Annotated in this window: 24 protein-coding genes; 13 read left to right on the top strand and 11 right to left on the bottom strand. The window is 62.7% G+C overall.

What is annotated here, in order from left to right:
- Positions 1–241: 241 nt before the first annotated feature.
- The gene (locus H4V95_RS10650) at positions 242–946 is read left to right on the top strand and encodes a DsbA family protein (RefSeq protein ID WP_209730383.1); all 705 of its coding nucleotides are present in this window, start codon (positions 242–244) and stop codon (positions 944–946) included.
- Between the two features lie 184 nt (positions 947–1130).
- Positions 1131–1271 carry a hypothetical protein gene (locus H4V95_RS10645; protein WP_209730381.1) on the top strand — a complete coding sequence of 47 codons (141 nt, stop codon included), beginning with the start codon at positions 1131–1133 and terminating at the stop codon, positions 1269–1271.
- 270 nt (positions 1272–1541) lie between these two features.
- On the opposite strand, the gene H4V95_RS10640 is transcribed toward H4V95_RS10645, so the two are convergent.
- Both H4V95_RS10640 and H4V95_RS10635 read right to left on the bottom strand, forming a co-directional pair.
- A complete protein-coding gene (locus H4V95_RS10640; RefSeq protein WP_209730379.1) occupies positions 1542–2228 on the bottom strand; it encodes a DUF2306 domain-containing protein in 687 nt (228 codons plus the stop codon).
- A gap of 65 nt (positions 2229–2293) precedes the next feature.
- The gene (locus H4V95_RS10635; protein WP_209730377.1) at positions 2294–2749 is read right to left on the bottom strand and encodes a hypothetical protein; all 456 of its coding nucleotides are present in this window, start codon (positions 2747–2749) and stop codon (positions 2294–2296) included.
- A gap of 197 nt (positions 2750–2946) precedes the next feature.
- Between H4V95_RS10635 and H4V95_RS10630 the strand changes: the two genes are divergently transcribed.
- The 5 genes from H4V95_RS10630 to H4V95_RS10615 all read left to right on the top strand — a co-directional run bounded on the left by H4V95_RS10630 (position 2947) and on the right by H4V95_RS10615 (position 8033).
- Positions 2947–4023: an AraC family transcriptional regulator gene (locus tag H4V95_RS10630; RefSeq protein WP_209730375.1), complete on the top strand. Its 1077-nt coding sequence runs from the start codon at positions 2947–2949 to the stop codon at positions 4021–4023.
- Positions 4024–4558: 535 nt separating this feature from the next.
- Complete coding sequence (locus H4V95_RS10625) at positions 4559–5446, top strand: alpha/beta fold hydrolase (RefSeq protein ID WP_209730373.1); 888 nt, start codon at positions 4559–4561, stop codon at positions 5444–5446.
- A gap of 216 nt (positions 5447–5662) precedes the next feature.
- Entirely contained in the window at positions 5663–5788 is a 126-nt protein-coding gene (locus H4V95_RS18655; protein ID WP_281064531.1) for a hypothetical protein, read from the top strand.
- A gap of 309 nt (positions 5789–6097) precedes the next feature.
- Positions 6098–7372, top strand: coding sequence for a pyridoxal phosphate-dependent aminotransferase (locus tag H4V95_RS10620; protein ID WP_209730371.1), 1275 nt, complete (start codon positions 6098–6100; stop codon positions 7370–7372).
- A 43-nt stretch (positions 7373–7415) separates the two neighbouring features.
- The gene (locus H4V95_RS10615; RefSeq protein WP_209730370.1) at positions 7416–8033 is read left to right on the top strand and encodes a TetR/AcrR family transcriptional regulator; all 618 of its coding nucleotides are present in this window, start codon (positions 7416–7418) and stop codon (positions 8031–8033) included.
- Positions 8034–8055: 22 nt separating this feature from the next.
- Here H4V95_RS10615 and H4V95_RS10610 read toward each other — a convergent pair whose 3' ends face one another.
- Positions 8056–8877 (bottom strand): MBL fold metallo-hydrolase, encoded by an 822-nt coding sequence (locus tag H4V95_RS10610; protein ID WP_209730368.1) that lies wholly within the window; start codon positions 8875–8877, stop codon positions 8056–8058.
- 77 nt (positions 8878–8954) lie between these two features.
- On the opposite strand from H4V95_RS10610, the gene H4V95_RS10605 reads away from it, so the two are divergent.
- From H4V95_RS10605 to H4V95_RS10595, 3 genes are all read left to right on the top strand, one after another.
- Positions 8955–9665: a type 1 glutamine amidotransferase domain-containing protein gene (locus H4V95_RS10605; protein WP_209730366.1), complete on the top strand. Its 711-nt coding sequence runs from the start codon at positions 8955–8957 to the stop codon at positions 9663–9665.
- A 98-nt stretch (positions 9666–9763) separates the two neighbouring features.
- Complete coding sequence (locus H4V95_RS10600; protein ID WP_209730364.1) at positions 9764–9952, top strand: hypothetical protein; 189 nt, start codon at positions 9764–9766, stop codon at positions 9950–9952.
- Positions 9953–10137: 185 nt separating this feature from the next.
- Entirely contained in the window at positions 10138–11328 is a 1191-nt protein-coding gene (locus H4V95_RS10595; RefSeq protein ID WP_209730362.1) for an MFS transporter, read from the top strand.
- On the opposite strand, the gene H4V95_RS10590 is transcribed toward H4V95_RS10595, so the two are convergent.
- The 4 genes from H4V95_RS10590 to H4V95_RS18380 all read right to left on the bottom strand — a co-directional run bounded on the left by H4V95_RS10590 (position 11306) and on the right by H4V95_RS18380 (position 12643).
- Positions 11306–11710 (bottom strand): DUF1801 domain-containing protein, encoded by a 405-nt coding sequence (locus H4V95_RS10590; RefSeq protein WP_209730361.1) that lies wholly within the window; start codon positions 11708–11710, stop codon positions 11306–11308. The genes H4V95_RS10595 and H4V95_RS10590 overlap by 23 nt on opposite strands.
- A 187-nt stretch (positions 11711–11897) precedes the next feature.
- The gene (locus H4V95_RS18960) at positions 11898–12089 is read right to left on the bottom strand and encodes a tyrosine-type recombinase/integrase (RefSeq protein ID WP_395939837.1); all 192 of its coding nucleotides are present in this window, start codon (positions 12087–12089) and stop codon (positions 11898–11900) included.
- Positions 12086–12424, bottom strand: a complete 339-nt coding sequence (locus H4V95_RS18955) for a hypothetical protein (protein ID WP_395939836.1) — start codon at positions 12422–12424, stop codon at positions 12086–12088. The genes H4V95_RS18960 and H4V95_RS18955 overlap by 4 nt, the downstream gene beginning before the upstream one ends.
- A 66-nt stretch (positions 12425–12490) precedes the next feature.
- Complete coding sequence (locus H4V95_RS18380; RefSeq protein WP_245345662.1) at positions 12491–12643, bottom strand: hypothetical protein; 153 nt, start codon at positions 12641–12643, stop codon at positions 12491–12493.
- 886 nt (positions 12644–13529) lie between these two features.
- Between H4V95_RS18380 and H4V95_RS10580 the strand changes: the two genes are divergently transcribed.
- Positions 13530–14612, top strand: coding sequence for an IS630 family transposase (locus H4V95_RS10580; protein ID WP_395939835.1), 1083 nt, complete (start codon positions 13530–13532; stop codon positions 14610–14612).
- 228 nt (positions 14613–14840) lie between these two features.
- Here H4V95_RS10580 and H4V95_RS18370 read toward each other — a convergent pair whose 3' ends face one another.
- The 3 genes from H4V95_RS18370 to H4V95_RS10565 are packed head-to-tail and all read right to left on the bottom strand — an operon-like array spanning position 14841 to position 17178.
- Positions 14841–15584, bottom strand: a complete 744-nt coding sequence (locus H4V95_RS18370; RefSeq protein ID WP_245345660.1) for a Rid family detoxifying hydrolase — start codon at positions 15582–15584, stop codon at positions 14841–14843.
- Positions 15581–16753 carry an aminotransferase class V-fold PLP-dependent enzyme gene (locus H4V95_RS10570; RefSeq protein WP_209730359.1) on the bottom strand — a complete coding sequence of 391 codons (1173 nt, stop codon included), beginning with the start codon at positions 16751–16753 and terminating at the stop codon, positions 15581–15583. The genes H4V95_RS18370 and H4V95_RS10570 overlap by 4 nt, the downstream gene beginning before the upstream one ends.
- Positions 16750–17178 (bottom strand): flavodoxin family protein, encoded by a 429-nt coding sequence (locus H4V95_RS10565; protein WP_209730357.1) that lies wholly within the window; start codon positions 17176–17178, stop codon positions 16750–16752. Before H4V95_RS10565 ends, H4V95_RS10570 begins: the two co-directional genes overlap by 4 nt.
- Before the next feature lie 90 nt (positions 17179–17268).
- Here H4V95_RS10565 and H4V95_RS10560 point away from each other — a divergent pair, with 90 nt between their 5' ends.
- Entirely contained in the window at positions 17269–17880 is a 612-nt protein-coding gene (locus H4V95_RS10560; protein WP_209730354.1) for a TetR/AcrR family transcriptional regulator, read from the top strand.
- 494 nt (positions 17881–18374) lie between these two features.
- Here the strand turns inward: H4V95_RS10560 and H4V95_RS10555 are convergent, their stop codons facing one another.
- Positions 18375–18878 carry a helix-turn-helix domain-containing protein gene (locus H4V95_RS10555; protein ID WP_209730352.1) on the bottom strand — a complete coding sequence of 168 codons (504 nt, stop codon included), beginning with the start codon at positions 18876–18878 and terminating at the stop codon, positions 18375–18377.
- A gap of 55 nt (positions 18879–18933) precedes the next feature.
- Here H4V95_RS10555 and H4V95_RS10550 point away from each other — a divergent pair, with 55 nt between their 5' ends.
- Positions 18934–20106 carry an MFS transporter gene (locus H4V95_RS10550; RefSeq protein ID WP_209730350.1) on the top strand — a complete coding sequence of 391 codons (1173 nt, stop codon included), beginning with the start codon at positions 18934–18936 and terminating at the stop codon, positions 20104–20106.
- The last annotated feature ends 51 nt before the right edge of the window (positions 20107–20157 follow it).

The following is a 20157-nucleotide window of genomic DNA, read 5'->3' as shown; positions in this document are numbered from 1 at the left end:
TGATTCGTCCGCTGTGAATGTCCCTCATGTAGGTGCCCCTCGGGTCCTCGATTGTGCCGGTGAAGAGCAGGTTCAGCAGGTGTGCCGTGGTCGTGTGACGGCGATGCTATGTGGTGGCGGTGCCGGGTGGCGGTGTCGGATCTCATGAGCCGGAGCGTTCAAGAGCTGCCGGCTGCGGTCCGTGCTACCGAGTATGAAGACACATATCGATGGTTGTCAATGCGAGTGTATGCTGAGCGCTATGACAACAATTGAGATCTGGTCCGATGTGAAATGCCCTTGGTGTTACGTGGGCAAACGCCGTTTCGAGAAGGCCCTCGCGGACTTCCCCCACCGCGAGAGCGTGGAAGTCATATGGAAGAGCTACCAGCTCGATCCCAGCCTTCCCACCCACTACGACGGCACCTACGAGCAGTACCTCGCCAAGCGCAAGGGCATCTCTCCGGAGCAGGTAAGGCAGATGTGGGAGACCCTCCTGGCGCAGGCCAAGGGCGAGGGATTGAACTTCGACCTCGACCGCGCCGTTGTCGGCAACAGCTTCACCGCCCACCGCTTCCTCCACCTGGCCCGGTCCCACGGACACGGAGACGCTGCCAAGGAAGCTGTCCTGTCGGCGCACTTCGAGCAGGGACTGGACACCTCCAACGTGGACGTCCTCATCTCCATCGGCACCGGCACCGGCACCGGCATCAGCGAGGAAGAGATCCGCGAAACCGTCGCCGGGGACCGGTTCTCCGATGACGTCCGCCGTGACATCGAGGAAGCCCGCACCCTCGGAATCTCCGGTGTGCCCTTCTACGTCATCGACCGCAAGTACGGAATCTCCGGTGCACAGCCGACCGAGACCTTCCGCCAGGCCCTGGACCAAGCCTGGCAGGAATCACACCCCCTGGTGTCCGTGGTTCCATCCGCCGATGGTCCCGCCTGCGGCCCTGAGGGCTGCTGACCGGACCGGGCCAGGCCAAGGGTGACACGCCGGGCCTAAACTAAAGGAGGACCTCCGGGCTGCGCGGAACCATCCGGTTCCGCCACGCCCCGGAGGTCCTCATCACCGCCCTCCACCCCCGAACAGGGGAGGCCACGGCGCATCGAGGGACCCCGTGCGAATGATCAGTCGCCCACCGGAGGCTATGAAATCAACGCCCGCCATGGTCCTTGCCGGATTCGACAAGCGCATGACCCGCCAGACGTGGCGCTCACCGGAGGCGACCTCCCGGCACCACCTGACCCAGCCCGCCGCATGGGGCTCCAGCCTCGGCGAGGTGGAATAACTCATCACCGACGAGGCAACATCCGAAGCCCCGCCCGGGGCTGCGACAGTGGAGGCGGATCAGGCGGTGGAGACCTTCGGAGAAGCCCACGCAGAGGACAGGAGCGGCAGGGCACACGCCCTACCGCTCCTGCGCCGACCGACGCCCCTGCTGGAGGTTTATCGGCTCACGACTGGTCCCGGGTGGACGCCCCCGAGGCGGTGCTGGCCAAGGCCCTGACCTTCACACCCCGCAAAGTAACAGTCATCGCGATTGGGTGCCACCGGCTATTCAGGCGGAGAGGCCCGGATGGCTGCCGCGCCGAACCCGACGGTGGATCACGTACTCGGCGACACCGAGGTTGATAACCCAAGCCGAGGCGGTGAAAATGATCTGCGCTGTGTTATCCGGTGGGTTTGAGAGAATTTCGGGTCCGATGATCAGGAGGGCCTCAGTGCCGGCGGCTGCACCTATTGCATAAGCACGCGTCATCCAGGCGCTGTGCCGAAGGAAGTCCCGCATTCTCAGCACGTAGAACAACCCGAGGACGATGCTCACCACCATTGACAAGCCGATGATCAACCGCACGACAAGCAGAACGGCACCGTCAATTGCCAGGAAGTATGCGTATGCCAACCACAGGCCGGAGAAGGCTGCCAGCAAACCGGTGGGCACGAGGACTCGCCCGGCGATCCGGTGCCAGGCGCGACCTCGAAGCGAGGGAACGAACTGAAACGCGCCGAGCAAGGAGTACACACTGACGCTGACGATGTGAAGAAAAATCGGGACAGGCGATTCAAAGAACCGCTCGTTCTGCGGTGTGATCTCCGCACCACCCGTCAGTTCGGTGAGACGCACCCCGCCGCCCACGACGGGGAAGAGGCTGAGAAGGATCAACCCGGTTGGCACAAACCACGCGGATTGTCTCCGTTTGGTTTCCGTCGTCGTGGGATTCACCAGGAATGTCTTGCTGGGCATAGCGCTCCCACTTCCTAGGGTTGAAGTCGTACGGAGATCGGAAGGTGTTGCAGGTAGCGCCAATCTCAGGGGCCTCGCCGCCAGCGGTCACCGGGCGCTGTCACGTAGCGCTTCCACACGTAGTCCCACGGAGTAATTGCGACGATGAGAGCAACCAACAGGATGCCTCCTAAAAGCCTTTCGGTGTGCGCGTCCATGTCGTCCGCAAGCAGATGGGGCACCGCGACGGTGCCGAGCCAAATCAGCTTCCAGGCGACCTCGAACAGGAGAATCGGCAGCATCGCGATGGGCCGCCAGAGCCCGAGGAACGCCAGGAGGGACATGGCGACCAGCATGGAAACGACAACTCCTTCCATCGGCGGCAGCGAGGACGCTTTCAACAGGTCGGGCCACCGCACGATCACGAGCCCGACGCCCATCACGAGATAGCCGAATCGCATGAGGTTCATCCGATACGCGGGCAGGTGATAATGATCGGCGCGTTTATCCTTGGGAACGGGCGGGGTCTGGCTGGTCAACATGGGCTTGCTCCTCGTTCTGCGGTCGGAGTTTCGGCAGCCGCGTGGGTGATAGTCGTTGGGGGGCTGGTCAGGGATCGATACCCCGACATGTCCTTTCGGTTCGGCTCCTCCACTAGTAGAGTCGCACCCAGAGCGGGAGCGGCCCATGACCCCAGGAGACAGAAACCTGATCAAACGAGACAATCTCAGCCTGTCCCATGTCTGAAGCCACCGTCTCAGCTGGGAACGCGGCGAGCCTGATCGAGCTCGCTGTGCGCAAAGGCGCGAGCCGTGAAGCACTTCACCTGCGCTCCGGCATTCCGCGCGAGCGATTACGCGACAGGGACAGCCGTGTATTGATGTCGGAGTACTTCGACCTCATGCGGGCGAGCAAAGAGCTGACCGGAGATCCGGCTCTCGCCCTCGAGTTCGGCCGGACCGTGCATATGCAGGAGTTCTCGATTGTCGGCCTCATCTTCCATACGTGCGAGACCGTCCGGGACGCGATCGTGCAGGCCAACCGCTACGGGCAACTCGTCCTCGATGTGGATGTGGGGACCACTGATCGATTCCAGTGGCAACGGCGCAACGCGCAGTTGTGGCTGGTGGACACGCGGCCGCACCCCAACGACTTCCCGGAGCTCACCGAAGTCACCTTCGGCAGGTTCATGCGGCTGACGCGCTCCTTTTGGGACACCCCCCTGGTCAGAGAGGTTCACGTCACGCACAGCGCCCCGGGCTACCAGGCGGAGTACGAGCAGTTCTTCGAGGTCCCGACGACGTTCGAGAGCAACTGGAACGCCATGCGAGTCGAGGAGGCTCGGCTTACAGAACGGATCGCGGTGCAACCGCGCTTCGCCTTCGGCATTCTAAGCGAGCATGCGGAGCGCCTGCTGCAGACCTTGGAGGGGTCCAAGTCGACACGTGGGCGGGTTGAGAGTCTGCTCATGCCGATCCTGCACACGGGCGATGCGTCTATGGAGCTGATCGCCGAGAAGATGGCGCTCAGTCGCCAGACCCTCTACCGCAGACTGCGGGAGGAAGGGGTCACCTTCCAGGTGGTGCTCGACGAGCTGCGCCATAACCTCGCCCTGCACTACCTAAATGGTCAAAAGACCTCGGTCAACGAGACGGCGTATCTCGTCGGATTCTCTGAACCTGCCGCCTTTTCCCGCGCCTTCAAACGATGGACGGGCCATACCCCGGGGTCCTCGCGCCCCCACGCAGTCGCCGCTCCCCACAGCGTGAAGCCAGGACGGCACCTGCACTCCGCACCGTTCGTCACCAACCTCTGAGTCAGCGGATGACCTTGAACGCTAATTCCCCGTAAGCATCACGTGCATGGGTGCCAGGTGAAGGACGGCTGCCCCATGCTCAGAGCGCCGCATCAGCTGACGATCCGAGTGGTCTGCACCCACCCGAGCGCAGGCTCTTGAGGGGGCTCCGGCTTGCGTGTTCCACGTCCAAGCCGGATCCTTTTCACCGCCCGTCAGCAGGAATCAGCCATAACCGCGGCTACCGATCTTCGCATCGGGGCAGCTCGTGAAAGGCACGGAGAAGCGGCAGTTCTCCGCGCACTCACACGACGTGAACGGGACAACGTGGAAGTGCTTCGTGTCTTGTGAGATCTTGCCGGGTTAAGCACATCACCCATTTTCAAGCCGGTCCGGATTGTCTCCGACGGTGACCAGGAGCTGGTTGACTCCCTCCGTTCGGACAGTCACAGAGCTCGTTCTGGGTTCCGCTACACTGCTCCCAGAGAAGGGCCGTCAGCTGCCCTCCCGCCTGCTTGGGTCCAGGGCGTACCATCGCACCCAGTAGCATGGATGCATGCATGCCTCATCGGTCGACACTGCACGAATGCGGTTTGGGACAAGCAGAGCCGTGCGTGCCGCGGCCACCCGGCCCGGGATCCGTTTCGTCCCGACTGATGCAGGTCTGGTCCGGGTACGCGACAGCGGCGGTACCGGTCCGGTCCTGCTACTGGTCTGCGACCCGCCGAACGTCATCGAGCACTACGACGCCGTGGTCGAGCTGCTCGCCCCGACGCATCGGGTCGTGTGCGGGGAACTGCCTGGGTTCGGGTTCTCTCGCCCGAGCCGCGGCTTCGGCTTTACCCTGCCGGAGTACGAGTCCGTCACTGAGCAATTGCTCGAGAACCTGAACCTGACCAGGGTTACGTTGGCGTTCCCATGCGTGTGGGGCTACGTCGCGCTGCGGGTTGCAGCACGTCGTGCCGACCTGGTCGAAGGACTAGTGCTGGCACAGATCCCTGAATGGAGCCAAGAGGTGGCCTGGGCCCGACGAATTGACTCAACCGGGATTATCCGGACACCGCTGATTGGGCAGGTGCTCATGGCTGTTGTTCCTAGCTGGGTGGCCGATCGGTGGTACCAGACCGCCCTTCCTCCCGGACAATCCAGTGAGCCGTTCGTTGAACCGGTAACGACAGCGCTGCGCTCCGGGGCAGTCTTCTGCTTGGCCTCGCTCACCCAGGCATGGTTTGCCCGTCCCGCCCCTGTGCTGCCAGTAGTTACGCAGCCGGTCAGGCTTCTCTGGGGCCGAGCCGACCGCAGTCACCGACGCAGCGATCCCGAGTCCCTTTTGCCCTACCTGCCACACGGTCGTGTCGTGGCCTATGAGGGCGCTGGTCACTTCCCTGAACTTGAGCACCCCGACCGGCTACGCCAAGCCCTAACCGCACTTGGCTCGATCTAAAGCCACCGGCTGTCACCCGAGACACTTCAACGCTCAGACGCCCTAATTCGTACAAGCGAACCGAACCCGCAACCGCCCCTACCGGCTCTGGCTCCGGGCCCGCCGGCAATCGCGTAAAAAAACCGGCTGATCGAAGCGAACATCCTGTTCTGTCAGCTCCCACAACACGTCATCGGCGCCCTGCTCAGCGGGGGCTACCAGTTCTACCACGACCGCTTGGAACCCGGAGTGGTCCGCTTCGTCACTTCCTTCACCACCACCTCGAGCGACGTCGACGGACTCATCTCCACCGTCCGCCGCGTCACCAGCACACTTGCCCTGCGCGACACGCGCACCACCTAAGCCACGTCCACTGCGTACTGCTCCTTCGAGGGCGGAGTCCATGTCCCCGGTTCTCCGGTCAGGCGGATTTGTTCCCCTAGACTGACCTCAGTGCTTGCTCGAGTTGGCCAGACATCAACGCCAGGTGAGCGTGAACCATGTTCGTGGACACGTGAACTAAGACAGGGCTTTTCACCTGCCTTAGTCCTTGGGCTTGAGGCTTGGGCGTGGAGTAGCCCGACGCAATTTGAGGGTGGTCTGCACAACTGTGCTGGATGCATGATCGAGGCCACGGCTCGATACCGAAATATGCGACAGGAAGATAAAACGATGCGACCCATGCAGTACTCGAGCAAGGTCAATAACGTTCGATACGAGCTCCGAGGACCGATCGCCCACGCTGCGAGGAAGATGGAAGCCGAAGGGCACCGCGTTCTCAAGATGAACCTCGGCGACCCCGCGCCGTTCGGACTGGAAGCCCCGGAGTCGATCGTCGTCGACATGATCCATCACCTCCGCGGGGCCCAGGGATACAGCGACAGCAAGGGCATCTTCTCGGCCCGCACCGCGATCTCGCAGTACTACCAGACGCGCGGGCTGATGCAGATCGGCGTCGAGGACATCTTCATCGGCAACGGCGTCAGCGAGATGATCTCCATGACGCTGCAGGCCTTCCTCGAGAACGGCGACGAGATACTCATCCCCACCCCCGACTACCCTCTGTGGACGGCGTCCGTCACCCTCAGCGGTGGGACGCCCGTCCACTATTTGTGCGACGAGTCCGAGAACTGGTGGCCCGACATAGACGACGTACGAGCCAAAATCACCGAGCGCACCCGTGGACTCGTCATCATCAACCCGAACAACCCCACCGGTTCCGTCTACCCGCGGCGGATCATCGAGGAGTTCGTGGAACTGGCACGGCAACACGACTTGGTGCTCTTCTCCGACGAAATTTACGAAAAGATCATCTACGACGACGTACCGCACATCCACACCGCTGCCATCGCCGACGACGTCTGCGTGCTGACCTTCAGCGGTCTTTCAAAGGCGTACCGGATGCCCGGATACAGAGCCGGATGGGTGGCGATCACAGGCCCCCGGGTCGCGACCCAGGCCTACCGCGAGACCCTGGAACTACTCGTTTCGCTCCGGCTCTGCCCCAACGTCCCTGCCCAGCATGCCATCCAGACTTCCCTCGGCGGGTACCAGAGCATCGAGGACCTGATCCGGCCTGGTGGGCGGCTCCGCGAGCAACGCGACCTCGCCCACGAACTGCTCACCGCCATCCCAGGGGTGAGTTGCGTGCAGGCCGCCGGCGCCATGTATCTCTTCGTCCGCCTCGATCCGGCCATGTACTGCTTCACCAGCGACGAGCAGTTCGTCCTGGACCTGCTAGAGGAGCAAAAGATCCTCGTATCCCACGGCACCGCATTCAACTGGAACCAACCCGATCACTTTCGCTTCGTCATCCTGCCCACCACCGAGGACATCAAGGAAGCCGTCCGCCGGATCGCGACCTTCCTCAGCACCCGGAGGATGACCCTGCAGCCAACAGAAGTAGATGACGTAAGGAATGCGACCAGTGGGCTGACGTTCGGCTAACTACTGATTCCTCTTTATAGTTGACCGGTCGTACGATGTCACCATGGAAAGAACATCAGATGGACGAGAGCGACTGCTTGCGGCTGCCTCGGCCCTGCTCAGTCAGCGGTCGTTCAGCTCGATCGGGATTGCCGAGATTTGCGCGACCGCCGACGTGCAGAAGGGCAGCTTCTACTACCACTTCCAGTCCAAGCAGGCACTAGCCCTTGCTGTGATCGAAGAACACTGGGTCTGGCAGGGCACCGAGTGGGCCAAGATCTTCGACGCGAAGGCTCCGCTTCTAGAGCGCCTCCGTGACCTGTTCGGCCTCACTGCCGACATCCAGGTCGCCTCGCTGGCGGGCGCCGGCTCGGTAATGGGTTGCCTGTTCGGCAACCTCGCGTTGGAGATGAGCAGGCAGGATGACCCGATTCGGGAGCGACTGCAGGGCATCTTCGACGAGCAGATCGACATGGTCGAGCGCGCCGTGCAAGAAGCGATGGATGACGCCCAGGTACTTTCCGGGAACGCGAGGGAGACGGCGAAGTCGATCGTCGCCCAGCTTGAAGGTCTGGTCCTGTTTGCGAAGCTCTTCAACGATCCGACCCAGCTGGATCAGCTCTGGGAGAACAGCATGAGCCTTCTGCGCCTGGGAGAACCGACTCGAGCTACTCGGGCGTAGGCTCCCGCAGCTGTCGCGGCGCTCAGAGCGTCCAGGTTCCTGCCGGCTTCATGTGCAGTCTCTGCTTGATGCCTGCTTCGTCGAAGGCGCGCACGATGTCGTCAGCGTTCTCGCTGTACATCGACCACCCCTGGTAGTGCGCGGGCACGACATGAGGCGCACCTATGAACACGGCGGCGTCAGCGGCGCGCTGCGATGTCAGGGTCAGTGGGCGCCCGTCGTTCTTACTCGGCAGACGCGCGGCTCCCGTGAAGAGGATGGCGACGTCGATCTGCGGGAACCGGGACGTAATCGCGGCAAGAGGTGCCATTGAAGCGTTGTCGCCACTGATGTAGACCGTGGGCTGCCCTGGGGTGCGCAAGACAAAGCCGATCACCTCTGCGTTCACGTTGCCAGTCGCATCCTGTGCCCCATCGAGGGGACCGTGCACTGCCTCAACTGCCGTGATCTCGACCGGCACTGACTGGTCATCTGTGGAGAAGTACACGGACTCGCCGGCCGTCAGCCCGACAGCAGGAGCACCCAGGCGTCTCGCGGCACCCATCCCGGTAACGATCGCCTTCGTTGTCATCGCCAGCGCGCGGCCCGAGGAGTCGAAATTGTCACTGTGTTCGTCATGACTCAAAAGCACGACATCGACAGAGCCTAGGTCCTCCAGCGGGATCGCGGGCGCCACGATCCGCTCCATCACGCCATGGACGCCCGGCGGGTCGAAGGTCGGATCGGTGACGAACCGGGCTCCCGCGTAGTCGATGACCACGGTTGAGCCTCCGACAACGCCGACACCGAAGGGCCTGCGTGCGGGGGTGATCTTCTGTCCGGGGAGTGATTCTTGTTCGCTCACGTTGACATTGTATGACCGGTCAACTATAGATTGAGATGTCGGTAGTTGACCGATCATCTCCTAAGATAGGAAGCGTCATGACCAAAGTTCTCATCGCCCTAACCGGTGTCACAATCTGGAACCTCAAGGGCGGAGAAAAGCACCCCACCGGCTTCTGGGTCGAGGAGTTCGCTGTGCCGGATCGGATCTTCCGTGAGGCCGGCTTCGACATCACGATCGCCACCCCCGGCGGCGTGACCCCGACCGGCGACGAGCTCAGCCTCGCCGTCGCCATGAACAACAACGACGAGGCGAAGGTCGCCGAGCTGCGCGCCTACCTCAACTCCTCCAAGGACAACCTCACCGCCGCCATCCCGCTGGAGAGCGTCAACTCGGCCGACTACGACGTGATCTTCGTTCCCGGCGGCCACGGCCCGATGGAAGACCTCGCCACCAACGACGACATCGCCCGGATCTACGCCGAGACCCTCGATGACTCCAGCAAGGTCGTCGCCTCCCTGTGCCACGGACCCGCCAGCTTCTCTTCCGCGACGCGCGACGGCGAGTGGCTGTTCAAGGGCCGCCGCATCACCGCGTTCCTCGACGAGGAAGAGGACCAGGCCGGCTTCGCCGACCGCGCACCCTGGCTGCTCGAGTCCCGCCTGCGCGAGTACGGCGCGGACTTCGTCGCCGGTCCCGCCTGGGGCTCGCACGTCGTCGTCGACGGCAATCTCGTGACCGGCCAGAACCCGGCCTCCGCTGAGGAAGCCGCCAACGAGGTCCTCAAGCTGGTCGCACAGCTCGCCTGAGAAAATTGATGTGGTGAAGCGGGGCGATCTCTTCGCGAGGCCGCCCCGCTTTGCGATTCCCATCGAGTCAACAACGACGCATCGATGAGGAGCAGAGCATGTCAGCACCAAGAATCTTTGAACTACGGACCGACCATCCCGCCCCCGGAAAAATAGGCGCCTTCGCACGCCGTTTCAAAGACCACACGACGCGGATCTTCACCCGGATGGGCATGGAACTCGTCGCCCTGTTCCTACCCACCGCCGACGGCGATCCGCTGGTCGACCTGCTTGCCTTCGAGTCCTGAGAGGACGCCGACGAGCGGTGGAAGAAGTTCAAAGCTGATCCAGCATGGATCACGGTGAAGACGGCGTCCGAGGAGGACGGCCCCCTACTCGTCGGTCAGGAATCGCAGTTCCTCACCGTCGCCCCATACTCGCCACTGCACTAGCCTTCGGGGCTTCGAGTTGCACCAACGGACGGAATCGACCCGTGCGGTCAGCGAACTCACGACAACCAGCACGCGGCTGGCTGTATGTCGCGTCCGCAGTCATCGCGGCGGCATGGGGCGGGAACCAGTTCGTGCCACTCCTGCTGTTCTATCGCGGCTTCTACGGGTACTCGTCCGTCGAAGTCGCCCTGTTTCTGGCGTTCTACATCGTCGGGATCGTTCCCGGTTTCGCGCTGGCAGGCCCCTGGTCGGATCGATACGGGCGCAAGCCCGTCCTGCTGGCCGGCATGCTCCTGGGCATCCTGGGCAGCCTGATTCTGGCTTTTGCCAGCAGCACCGCGATTGGCATGTGCGCCGGCAGGGTCATCGGCGGGCTCAGCGTGGCAGCAGGAATGGTCGCCGGCAGCAGCTGGATCAAGGAACTCTCGACCATCGAAGGACGCCCCGATCTGGGGGCGAGGCGAGCATCACTTGCGCTGAGCGTGGGGTTCGGCGGCGGAGCGGGCATTGCCGGGATCTTGGCCCAATGGGGACCCGCCCCGACCTTGGTCCCGTACGGCGTGCACATCATTGCCAGCCTTGCCGCAACCCCGCTCCTTCTCAAAGCAGCAGAAACTAGGGCCTTCGACCCCCGCGTGACCTCGTTACGCGGAGACCTACGCATCCCCAAAGCCGCTCGCAAGAAGTTCTGGGGAGTGATCGCCCCGCTCGCTCCCTGGGTCTTCGCCGCCCCAGTGCTCGCCTTCGCCGTCGGCCCCAGCCTCGTCGCCGACCAGCTCGGCGACCAACAGGTAGCGTTCGCGACCCTTGTGACGGTCCTCGTACTCGGCGTCGGAACTCTCACGCAGTTGTTCTCCCGCCCCCTCATTCGCGCTCTTCACGGGCACGCGATGAGTGCCGCAGTGGTCATCGCCGCTATCGGCGCGATTGTCCTCAGCACAACCATCCCCATGGGAGCGATCTGGCCGGTACTGGCGGCCGCCCCCTTCTTCGGCATCGGATACGGGTTGGCGATGGTCGCCGGCCTCAGCAGCGTCCAAGCACTCTCATCCGCAGACGACCTCGCCGGCTCCACCGCCGTTTTCTACGGCATGACATACGCAGGCTTCCTCCTGCCCGCCGCCCTCGCCGCCCTCAACCCCATCGTCCCCTACCCTTCGCTCCTGCTCGGGTGCGCCGCCGTGTGCATCGCCACGGCCGCATGGTCGTCTATCCGGCTACGAAAACATTGAGCGTGACTCCAAAAAGAACAATTCTGAGGTCGCGTTCGAGCGCCGCGCCATTGATGAACATGAGCTTGACGTGGCCAGCGAAACCGCCGCAACTGAAGCACCACCCGTCGCCGACGCCGTAGTACGCCATGCCCCACTTCACGGAGCGCTGGAGGTCGGGCAGCGTCTTGGCCGCCAGAGCATCGCCTGCTTCGACGATGCCGCGCTGCGGCTGCGGGAGGCCGGCGATGTAGGCGAAGATCGGCTTGTCGCCGACCGGCCTGTCACCGCTTTCCGTCAGTGTCCGGGCGGCGTCGTCTGGCGCCGTAACGTCCCGTGGCCGGTCTCTGGACGTCGCTCTTGCCGGTCTCCCTGCTGTCCAAGGCGAAATCCTATTCCGCACGCATCGTGAGTGAGTGCTCCCAGCTCGCCCATGGCAGCCCAAAGTGACGATTCCGCAGGCTCAAACTTCGGTGTACAAAGGAAGCTACTTACAGTTCTCAGCCAGCCCACTCCTGCAGTGACGACCTCGTTTCACAGGTTGCGGCAACATCCCTGATCGCGGTGCCGCCACCGTGGCAGCACCTCGTTCAATCTTCATCCTTCGCGAACGCTCGGTCGAGTCGCGCGGCAGTGGCCGGGTTAACCAGCTCGCTGCGCTGGATGTAGTGCTGCGCCGTGATCTTCGTGTCCATGTGGCCGAGCAGTTCTGCGGCGAGTTCGATGCTGGCGTTGGTGTTGACCGCGGTCGCGACCGTGCGGCGGAACATGTGCGGGGTCACACCGTCGATCCCCGCTCCCCGAGCACGTGACGCAATTGTCGGCGCACGTTCGCGGTCGTCAGCGGCGTGCCGTCCCTCGACTGGAACAGCAATGCATCCAGGCCCAGACTCCCGACCTTGGCGAGCCGCCGGCGGACCGCGTCGGCGGTGAAGGTGGGGATGGCAACAACGCGGGTGGACCTGGCAGTTTTGGAGTGGTCCTGCCGGAAGGTCTGCTCGCCGTTTCGACTAATGATGGTGCCGACGATGCGTATGGAGGGCACGGGGCTGGTGATGTCGATGATGCGGCGGCGGATGGCCAGTACCTCTCCGATCCGGGCCGAGGTGCCGAGCATCACCCCGATGATCGCGCCGAGCTGGCCGTCGGGCTTCGGGCCGGAGATGTGGTCGGCGGCGCTCTCTCATTGGGTGATCGCGGCACGGATCACGTTCACCTCGGGGGCCATGAGCGCATCCGGGACGTGCGGCTCGCGGCGCAGGCGGCCAACGTGGTCCATCGGGTTGCGTGGAAGGACCTCGTGCCGCACCGCCAGTTCCAGGGCGAGCCGCAGCACCACCCGAGCCTGTGGTTGGGTCCCCGAGCAGCCGGACTGCTAACGGGGGCCCAACCAGTGGTGCTGCGCGCCAACCGCGCGTCGAAGCAATAGCTGCTAGAAGCGCGTCGAACTACCGTGAATCATTCATGAGACAACCCGTCTCGTCGTTACGTCTCTTTTGTAAATGTTGAGGTGGGAGGCGGTTGCAGGTTCCAGACACTACAAGACTTCACACCGTCATCGAGCCCACCTGACTACTTTTTCCCAGCGGGAAACCGTGCCGACAGCCAGGCGGGTTGTAGGCGGAGGTGATGGCCCTTCATCTGATCCGCACAGAAGGAAGCGGCCCTTCAAACAATCATTAGTCTCAACTTTGGCGTCGATGTGAGGCCGGCTCGGTGTCCGTGCTTGCGGTAGGCGTAGCAGGCGCAGGAGCAGGAAGGACGGGAAGTGTTGTGGCACCCAGCGTGACTGCGAGCACCGCAAGCCCAACCCGGAGACCGTTAAAGGGGGATGCCTTAGGTTGGGTCATTTGAGGATTCCCATGCTCGTGGGCGTGAAGGCGGTTCCTGCGTTCTGGAACTGCTGTGGGGTGAGGACCCCTTGGGCGATGACCGGGCTGACGATCTGGCCGATGAACGGTGCGGTATCGCAGGGTTCCCGGAACCCAAGATGGCGGGACTTGCTCCGCTTGCCGCGGGGTGGTTCGCGGAAGTGGTGGCCACGATCCAGGTGGTGACAAGAAGGTCCTTCGTCACGGACAGACGCAGTTGCTGATTGGTCCTGTCGAAAGTGGCATTGAGGTAATACCAGCCGTTTCCGGCGGCCGGATTCCCGTCGCTGACTGTCTCTAGTGTAGCGTGTCGTTGGTTCCTTTGTGTCTGATCTTTGTCAGACTTGATCCATGGTTTATCTGGCGAGGGCTTTGGAATTGCGTGACGGGGACCGGGGCGCCTTGGAAGTGCTGACGCGTGGGAATTCTTCCTCGGCGACGTTAGCGTTGCGGGCACGCACAGTTTTGTTGGCTTCCGCCGGGATGCCGAATATCCAGATCGAGCAGATCACGGGGTTTTCAGCGCCCACGGTTTTGAAGTGGCGCAACCGCTATGCCGAGGGCGGGATCGAGGCCCTGTCCGATGTCCAGCGTCCGGGCCGGGAGCGAGAAATCGATGAACTTGCCTTGATCGCGGACACCCTGACCAATGACGGGAAACCGCCGGCCGAATTGGGGATCTCGCACTGGTCCGCCCGCATCATGGCCGAACGCCACGGAGTCTCCTTTTCCTCTGTGGCCCGGATTTGGCGTCGTTGGAAAATCCAGCCGCACCGGATCGAGACCTTCAAGTTCTCCACCGATCCCGCCCTGGAGTTCAAGCTCCGGGACGTGGTGGGCCTGTATATGTCTCCGCCGGAAAACGCGGTGGTGGTCAGTGTCGATGAGAAGACCCAAATCCAGGCATTGTCCCGTACCGGCCCGGATCAGCCGTTGTCTCCGACGCACCCGCTGCAGCAGACCCATGACTACAAGCGCAACGGCACCACGACCCTATTCGCCGCTCTGGAGGTCCTCACGGGCAAACTCAGCGCGAACGCCTTCTACCCAAAGCACACCAACATCGAGTTCGTCGATTTCCTGGGCCGCGTAGCGGACGCCCACCCCGGGATCGAGCTGCATGTCATCTGCGACAACTACGCGACCCATAAACACCAGAACGTCTTGGACTGGCTGGACGCCAATCCGCGGGTCACCCTCCACTTCACCCCGACCAGCTGTTCCTGGCTGAACATGGTGGAGATCTTCTTCGGGATCATCACCCGCCAATGCCTCAAACGTGGCACATTCAGCTCCGTCAAAGACCTGGAACAAACCATGCAACGCTACATCGAGAACTACAACCAGGACGCCAAACCATTCACCTGGACCAAATCAGCGGAGTACCTCCTAGGCAAGATGAAACGCAAACAAACCATTAACACGGAGCACTAGGACCGGCTGACCTCAGGGATGCCCGGCTCAACAAGGCTGACCTCTCCCAAGCGCTGTATTTGACCCAAGCCCAGCTCAACGCCGCCAAGGGCAGCCGCACCACCGCCCTGCCGGCGGACGTGGAAAGGCCCGCTCACTGGCTGGAGAACTAAGACGCCACCCGATACTTGAGGAGACAGCGACTTCGAGCATATGTCGATCCCTAACCGGGACTGCTCGATCCGGTGCTTACGTCGTCTTGGCTGGTTTACCTGTGGGGCGTTTGTAGTAGGCCCAGGGAAACCACATGGAGCCGATTCGCTGCCAGCCCCCCTGCAGTAGATCCTTGTGTCTGGCGCCGAAAGCTCCAACGCGAAGGTGTTCCCACTGTTCGTCCGAGTGAACAAGATCGTGGAAGTACGTGCCGAATCCGACCGAATGCCATCCCTGACGTCCGGCCTCGGCCAGGGCTTCCATCTCATCGAACGCGGTCACTGGTCTGAGGCGGCGAGTGGCTTTCGTGCTCGCTTCACCTATGGCTCGACGGGGGATAGCCTTCTGTTGTGCGTCGATGGGCAGCTTCCCGGGTTGCTGTCCGGCCGCAACCATCTCGATTTCCACCCGGGCGCCCTTGGGCAGGGCGGCGACGGCGTAGGCGGCGCGGGCGGGTAGAACAGTGCCCGTGAAGAACTGGGCGTAGATCTTATTGACCGCGTCGAAATCGCCGATGTCGGCGAGGAGCACCGTGGTCTTGACCACTCGGTCTATGGTTGTGCCGGCGGCCTCGAGGATGGCCGCGGCATTACGAAGCGACTGGGTGGCCTCGTCTTCAACGCCGGGCCCTGCGAGTTGCCCCGTCGATGGGTCGATGGCGATCTGTCCGGAGACGAATACAAGGTCACCTACGCGCACTGCCTGGGAGTATGCGCCTATTGCCGCGGGGGCTTCCGGTGTGTTGATGGCCGTGATCGATGTGTTGCTGATGTCGGTCATGACAGTCCTTTCAAAATACTTGACGCTTCGTCAATGGCAGTGTCGGTCGTAGTGGCGTGCAGTGACAGTCGGATGCGGTCAGGTGCGTGCAGGGTGGTGGTGATTCCGGCTGCGGCGAGCTGTCCGTGCACACGCCCGGCCGGAGCGCCGGTCGATCGTGCGACAACGATCCCCGCGCGCCGGTTCGGTTCCGGAGGAGAACCCAGAGCCACCCCTGAGCTGCGCAGGCTTTCGATCAGCCGGGTTGTCCGATCTGCAATCCGCTTCTCCAAGGAGGGCACGCCCACCGATTCGACAAGCTCGAGTCCGCTGGCGAGGCCACCAGATGCGAAGGGGGAGCCATTGGTGATTGAGAACCGACGCGCGCCGTCGGCAGGCGCATGCTCGAGGCCGTCGTATTGCGTCGGCGAATGAACGCCTGTCCAGCCGCCCAGCGTGTTTTCGAGGCGCTCCAGGCCGCGGTCGGACAGAGCGAGGAATCCGCATCCCCATCCCGCGCGTAACCATTTCTGGCCGCCCACGACCAAGGCATCGGCGGCCGTCCATGGCATATCAGCGACTCCGAATCCCTGGATTCCGTCGACGATCAGCAAGCGGTCGCCGATGACCTCCCGGATCGCGGGGAGATCGGCGCGGAACCCGGTGCGGAAGTCCACCGCGCTCACGGACACGGCGGTGATGGCGTCAGTCAGGTGTGCTCGGATCAGTTCGGGTGTCACGAAGGGCCAGCCCGACGCTGCGTGCTGCCCCGCGTCCATCAGACGCACCGTGATCCGGCCCGCCTCCTGCGCACGCCACCAGGGGTAGAGATTGGCCGGAAATTCAGCGGCTCCCACGAGCACCTCGCCGCCGGTTAGGCCGAAGGCGAATTGGAACAACCCGTGCGAGGTGCTGGGCACAAGACTGATGGAGCTGTGCGCGAAGCCGCTTAGCCTGGAGGCAGCGGCGATTGCACGATTGTCCATCGAATGCAGCTGTGTGGTTGAGTCCGCTCCGACAGCCGCGAGCTCCATTAGGCGTTGAGATTCACCAACGACCTGCCGGGATGGGGTGCCGTAGCTGGCGAAGTTGAGGTATCCGGGATCTTCGCTGAACTGTGCCAGATACCCGCTCATCGCCTGAGGCGAGACCGCGCCTTCTGCCCGCACGTCCACCGGGGTCCTGCTCACGCGAGAACCCGCTGCAGGAACTGCTGGGTCCGCGGTTCCCGGGGTGTTTCGAGCACCTGGGGGACCGGACCTTGGGAGACCCAGTGCATGCTGTGCTGTGCGGCCAGCACCGATAGGGAGGTCAGGGCGTTGGCTGCGACCTTGTCTTTCCACCCCTGCGCCGCCCACACCGATCCGCTGGCTTCTGCAAACGCCTGGAAGACCGAGGACTGACTGCCCATGTAAGTGGGGGTTCCGAAGATGATCGCGTCGGCCTCAGCCAGACCCTCCCACAGCTCATCACTGAGCTCGGCCACGTTATACAGGACAGCGGTGCTGCCGACCGCCTGCCGGGCGCCCTCAGCAACCGCCTGCGCCTGACGCTCCGTATGTCCATATCCACTGTGATACGCCACGGCTACCGTAACGCCTGCTTCTGCATGCATGACTGACCCTCTTTCCATGTTGGCTGGGTTCCCCAAACATAGATGACTGGTCAACTGACGTCAATACTTGACCGGTTGTATACTGGAGTCATGGGCAGAACAAGCGATGCACCTCAAAACCTTATGGAGGCCGCGCGCACGCTGATGCATGACCGCGGATACAGTGCGATCGGAGTGGCGGAAATCTGTGATCGGGCGGACGTCCGAAAGGGAAGCTTCTACTACTTCTTCGAGTCGAAGCAGGCGCTGACGGTGGCGACCCTGCGGGCAACATGGGCCTTGGAACGCGCCCGCTGGGTTGAGATCCTCGGCCGGGGAACCGGCCTGGAGGGGCTCGAGGCGCTGATCCAGGAACAGGTTCAGGGCCAGTACGACCGGCAACGCTCGACGGGGTCGGTCGTGGGCTGTCTCTACGGCAACCTGGCTGTTGAGACCACCACCTCCGAGCAGGATCTGCGTGATTGCCTCCGGGAAATCTTCGATGATCAGAGCCAGCTCATCTTCGAGAATCTGCGCAGGGCAACGCTCGACGGACCGCTCGATGACGACAAAGCCACCATCGTTAATGCCAGAGCGCTCATCGCTCAGCTGGAGGGCAACGTCCTGCTCGCGAAGCTGTACAACGACCCCGCACTGCTCGGCCCGCTCTGGTCACACATTGAAGGGTTCCTCGGCATAACGGTCCTCACCAGCGACGTCTGAAAGCATGCCGGCCCTTCCGGCGAGCCAAAGGTTCAGGGCTGTCTACTTCGCGGACGGTTGCGCCCAGGGGTGTTCAGCACATTCAGCGCGGACGCTCCAGGGTAATTCCGCGACGCTGACCCGCGGCTTGAACCCCAGTTCACCCGAACTTCTCCGCCCTGCGAAAATGCAGGCAACCTGCGGTATTGCTGAACGCGCACCAGCCGGCGTCAGTGCCAGCGTGCTCCCTCCCTGGGAATACACGGAACTTGCAACCGCCAGATCGCCGGGCGACTCGGGCCACCGAGCTGCAGCGCGATGCAAGAACGGCTCTCACCGGATGCGGTGGCATGACACGACGTCATCCGCGTTCTCTGCCACCACTCCACCCTGTGGCCGGCGCCGCCCCGGCGCGGTTTGTCAGGTGCTGCTTGCGGAGGTTCACGCGCGGTGCATCATTTATGTCGGCCACAGTATCCACCGATTCGCTCCGACAAAGGTGCGGTACGGCGTAGCTACCCGCCCATGCCGGTCACCAACCCTTCAACACCCCGGACGCGCGTATTGTCACTCGTGAGTACTGTCCCATCACCTGCCATAGGGATGAGCTGTGGTACCTGAATGCCGTTGTCGCCCACCAGCCATGAATGTTCTTCCCCGGCACGGAACGCGTGACGCTCCCCCCATTGACGCAGTGCAACAATCACTGGAAAGAAGTCCCTGCCAGCGTCGGTGAGCTCATACAGTTTGCGCTTACCGGACGGCGCGTCGACCCGAGCGAGAAGGCCATGGGTGGTGAGGCTTCGCAGCCGCTCTGTGAGGATATTACGGGCGATGCCGGTGCGGTGCAGGAAATCAGTGAAAGACCGGGCGCCATCCATCGCATCGCGTATGACCAGCAAGCTCCAACGGTCTCCCACCACATCGGCTGTCCGCGCGACGGGGCAATCCGGATCTGTCCACACGACGTTCACAGTCAAAGCCGGTTCAAACCTCCATAAGTTGCATATCGCTACCATTTTGACTTACGTTTCAATCAGTTGCAAATCGATACTGATTGGATGGTTGATTGGCGTGAATCGGCGAACGAGAACGCTCCTGGTTCTGATCTGCGGCGTCGCGGTTGCGAGCGTGTATGCAAGCCAGCCGGTCATCGGTCAGATGGGCGTTGACCTGGGAGTGCCGGCTGGGTCGGTGGGATGGTTCGTGGCCGTCGGTCAACTCGGTTATCTCCTAGGCCTGATCTTTCTTGTGCCATTAGGCGATCTGATCGATCGAAGACAGTTGATCGTTGCCCACCTCATTGCAGTAGCTGCGGGCCTGGTCCTTGTGGCAGCCGCACCCGCAGCGTGGGTCGCCTTCGCTGGCATCGCGATAACGGGCGTGTTCGCCGTGGTCGTGCAGACCGCGGTTGCCTACGCTGCGGCGGTTTCTGCGCCGGCCGAGCGTGGACACAATCTGGGAATCGTGACCTCAGGTGTCGTAGTGGGCATCCTTGGTGGGCGCATCCTCGCTGGGTTTCTTGCTGACGTGTGGGGATGGCGCAGCGTCTTCATTGTGTTAGCAGTATTTGCGGCGACTCTAGTGTTGTTGATGCTGCTTCTGCTTCCTGATGATGCCAGGCCGAGGGATGTCCGGTATGGGGCATTGATCCGCTCTTTCGCGGGCATGTTCTTTCAACCGGTTTTTTTCAGTCGGGGGGTAATCGCCTTCTTCTTATTCGCTTCCTTCGGCGCCCTGTGGAGCGGCATGACCCTGCCCTTGACCGCTTCGCCGTGGCACCTCAACGAAACACAGGTGGGATTGTTCGGCATCGCTGGACTTGCTGGTGCAATCGGCGCCGCCCGTGCTGGTAGTTGGGCAGACGCCGGAAGCGCGAACCGCCTCACAGGTATCGCACTGGTGATCTTGCTGATCTCATGGCTCGCGATCGGGCAGCTTCCTTCGTCACTCATACTTCTCATCGTTGGAGTCATCCTGCTCGATTTCGCTGTCCAGGCAACCCACGTCAGCAACCAGCACCTTCTGACCAGCGTCTACGCTGACCGCACGAGCACCACCATCGGCGCCTACATGGTCTTCTACTCTCTAGGCTCCGCGCTCGGCGCCGCGACTACAACGGCTCTATATGACACCGCCGGCTGGGCGGGGTCGGCTCTGCTGGGCGCAGCCTTCGCCGTCGGTGGACTCAGCACGTGGGCCCTGAATCGGCGAACGATGAATAGGGTTAGACCTACGGTCCGCTAGCGGACTGCCCGGCGCCGACCGAGTGAGCAAACTCTTGTTTTCAATGACGGT

It is taken from the genome of Arthrobacter sp. CAN_C5, from assembly GCF_017875735.1.
GTDB lineage: Bacteria > Actinomycetota > Actinomycetes > Actinomycetales > Micrococcaceae > Arthrobacter_D.
This window is presented reverse-complemented; position numbering and strand designations above follow the sequence as displayed.

What these genes read in the sequence shown, in the direction of transcription:
- H4V95_RS10580 (WP_395939835.1), top strand. Translation starts at nt 13,530, where the DNA reads ATGGTTTATCTGGCGAGGGCTTTGGAATTGCGTGACGGGGACCGGGGC.
- H4V95_RS18370 (WP_245345660.1), bottom strand. Translation starts at nt 15,584, where the DNA reads ATGACCGACATCAGCAACACATCGATCACGGCCATCAACACACCGGAA.
- H4V95_RS10640 (WP_209730379.1), bottom strand. Translation starts at nt 2,228, where the DNA reads ATGCCCAGCAAGACATTCCTGGTGAATCCCACGACGACGGAAACCAAA.
- H4V95_RS10565 (WP_209730357.1), bottom strand. Translation starts at nt 17,178, where the DNA reads ATGCATGCAGAAGCAGGCGTTACGGTAGCCGTGGCGTATCACAGTGGA.
- H4V95_RS10645 (WP_209730381.1), top strand. Translation starts at nt 1,131, where the DNA reads ATGAAATCAACGCCCGCCATGGTCCTTGCCGGATTCGACAAGCGCATG.
- H4V95_RS10620 (WP_209730371.1), top strand. Translation starts at nt 6,098, where the DNA reads ATGCGACCCATGCAGTACTCGAGCAAGGTCAATAACGTTCGATACGAG.
- H4V95_RS10615 (WP_209730370.1), top strand. Translation starts at nt 7,416, where the DNA reads ATGGAAAGAACATCAGATGGACGAGAGCGACTGCTTGCGGCTGCCTCG.
- H4V95_RS10560 (WP_209730354.1), top strand. Translation starts at nt 17,269, where the DNA reads ATGGGCAGAACAAGCGATGCACCTCAAAACCTTATGGAGGCCGCGCGC.
- H4V95_RS10625 (WP_209730373.1), top strand. Translation starts at nt 4,559, where the DNA reads ATGCATGCCTCATCGGTCGACACTGCACGAATGCGGTTTGGGACAAGC.
- H4V95_RS10635 (WP_209730377.1), bottom strand. Translation starts at nt 2,749, where the DNA reads ATGTTGACCAGCCAGACCCCGCCCGTTCCCAAGGATAAACGCGCCGAT.
- H4V95_RS10600 (WP_209730364.1), top strand. Translation starts at nt 9,764, where the DNA reads ATGTCAGCACCAAGAATCTTTGAACTACGGACCGACCATCCCGCCCCC.
- H4V95_RS10630 (WP_209730375.1), top strand. Translation starts at nt 2,947, where the DNA reads ATGTCTGAAGCCACCGTCTCAGCTGGGAACGCGGCGAGCCTGATCGAG.
- H4V95_RS10555 (WP_209730352.1), bottom strand. Translation starts at nt 18,878, where the DNA reads ATGGTAGCGATATGCAACTTATGGAGGTTTGAACCGGCTTTGACTGTG.
- H4V95_RS10650 (WP_209730383.1), top strand. Translation starts at nt 242, where the DNA reads ATGACAACAATTGAGATCTGGTCCGATGTGAAATGCCCTTGGTGTTAC.
- H4V95_RS18955 (WP_395939836.1), bottom strand. Translation starts at nt 12,424, where the DNA reads ATGCTCGGCACCTCGGCCCGGATCGGAGAGGTACTGGCCATCCGCCGC.
- H4V95_RS10605 (WP_209730366.1), top strand. Translation starts at nt 8,955, where the DNA reads ATGACCAAAGTTCTCATCGCCCTAACCGGTGTCACAATCTGGAACCTC.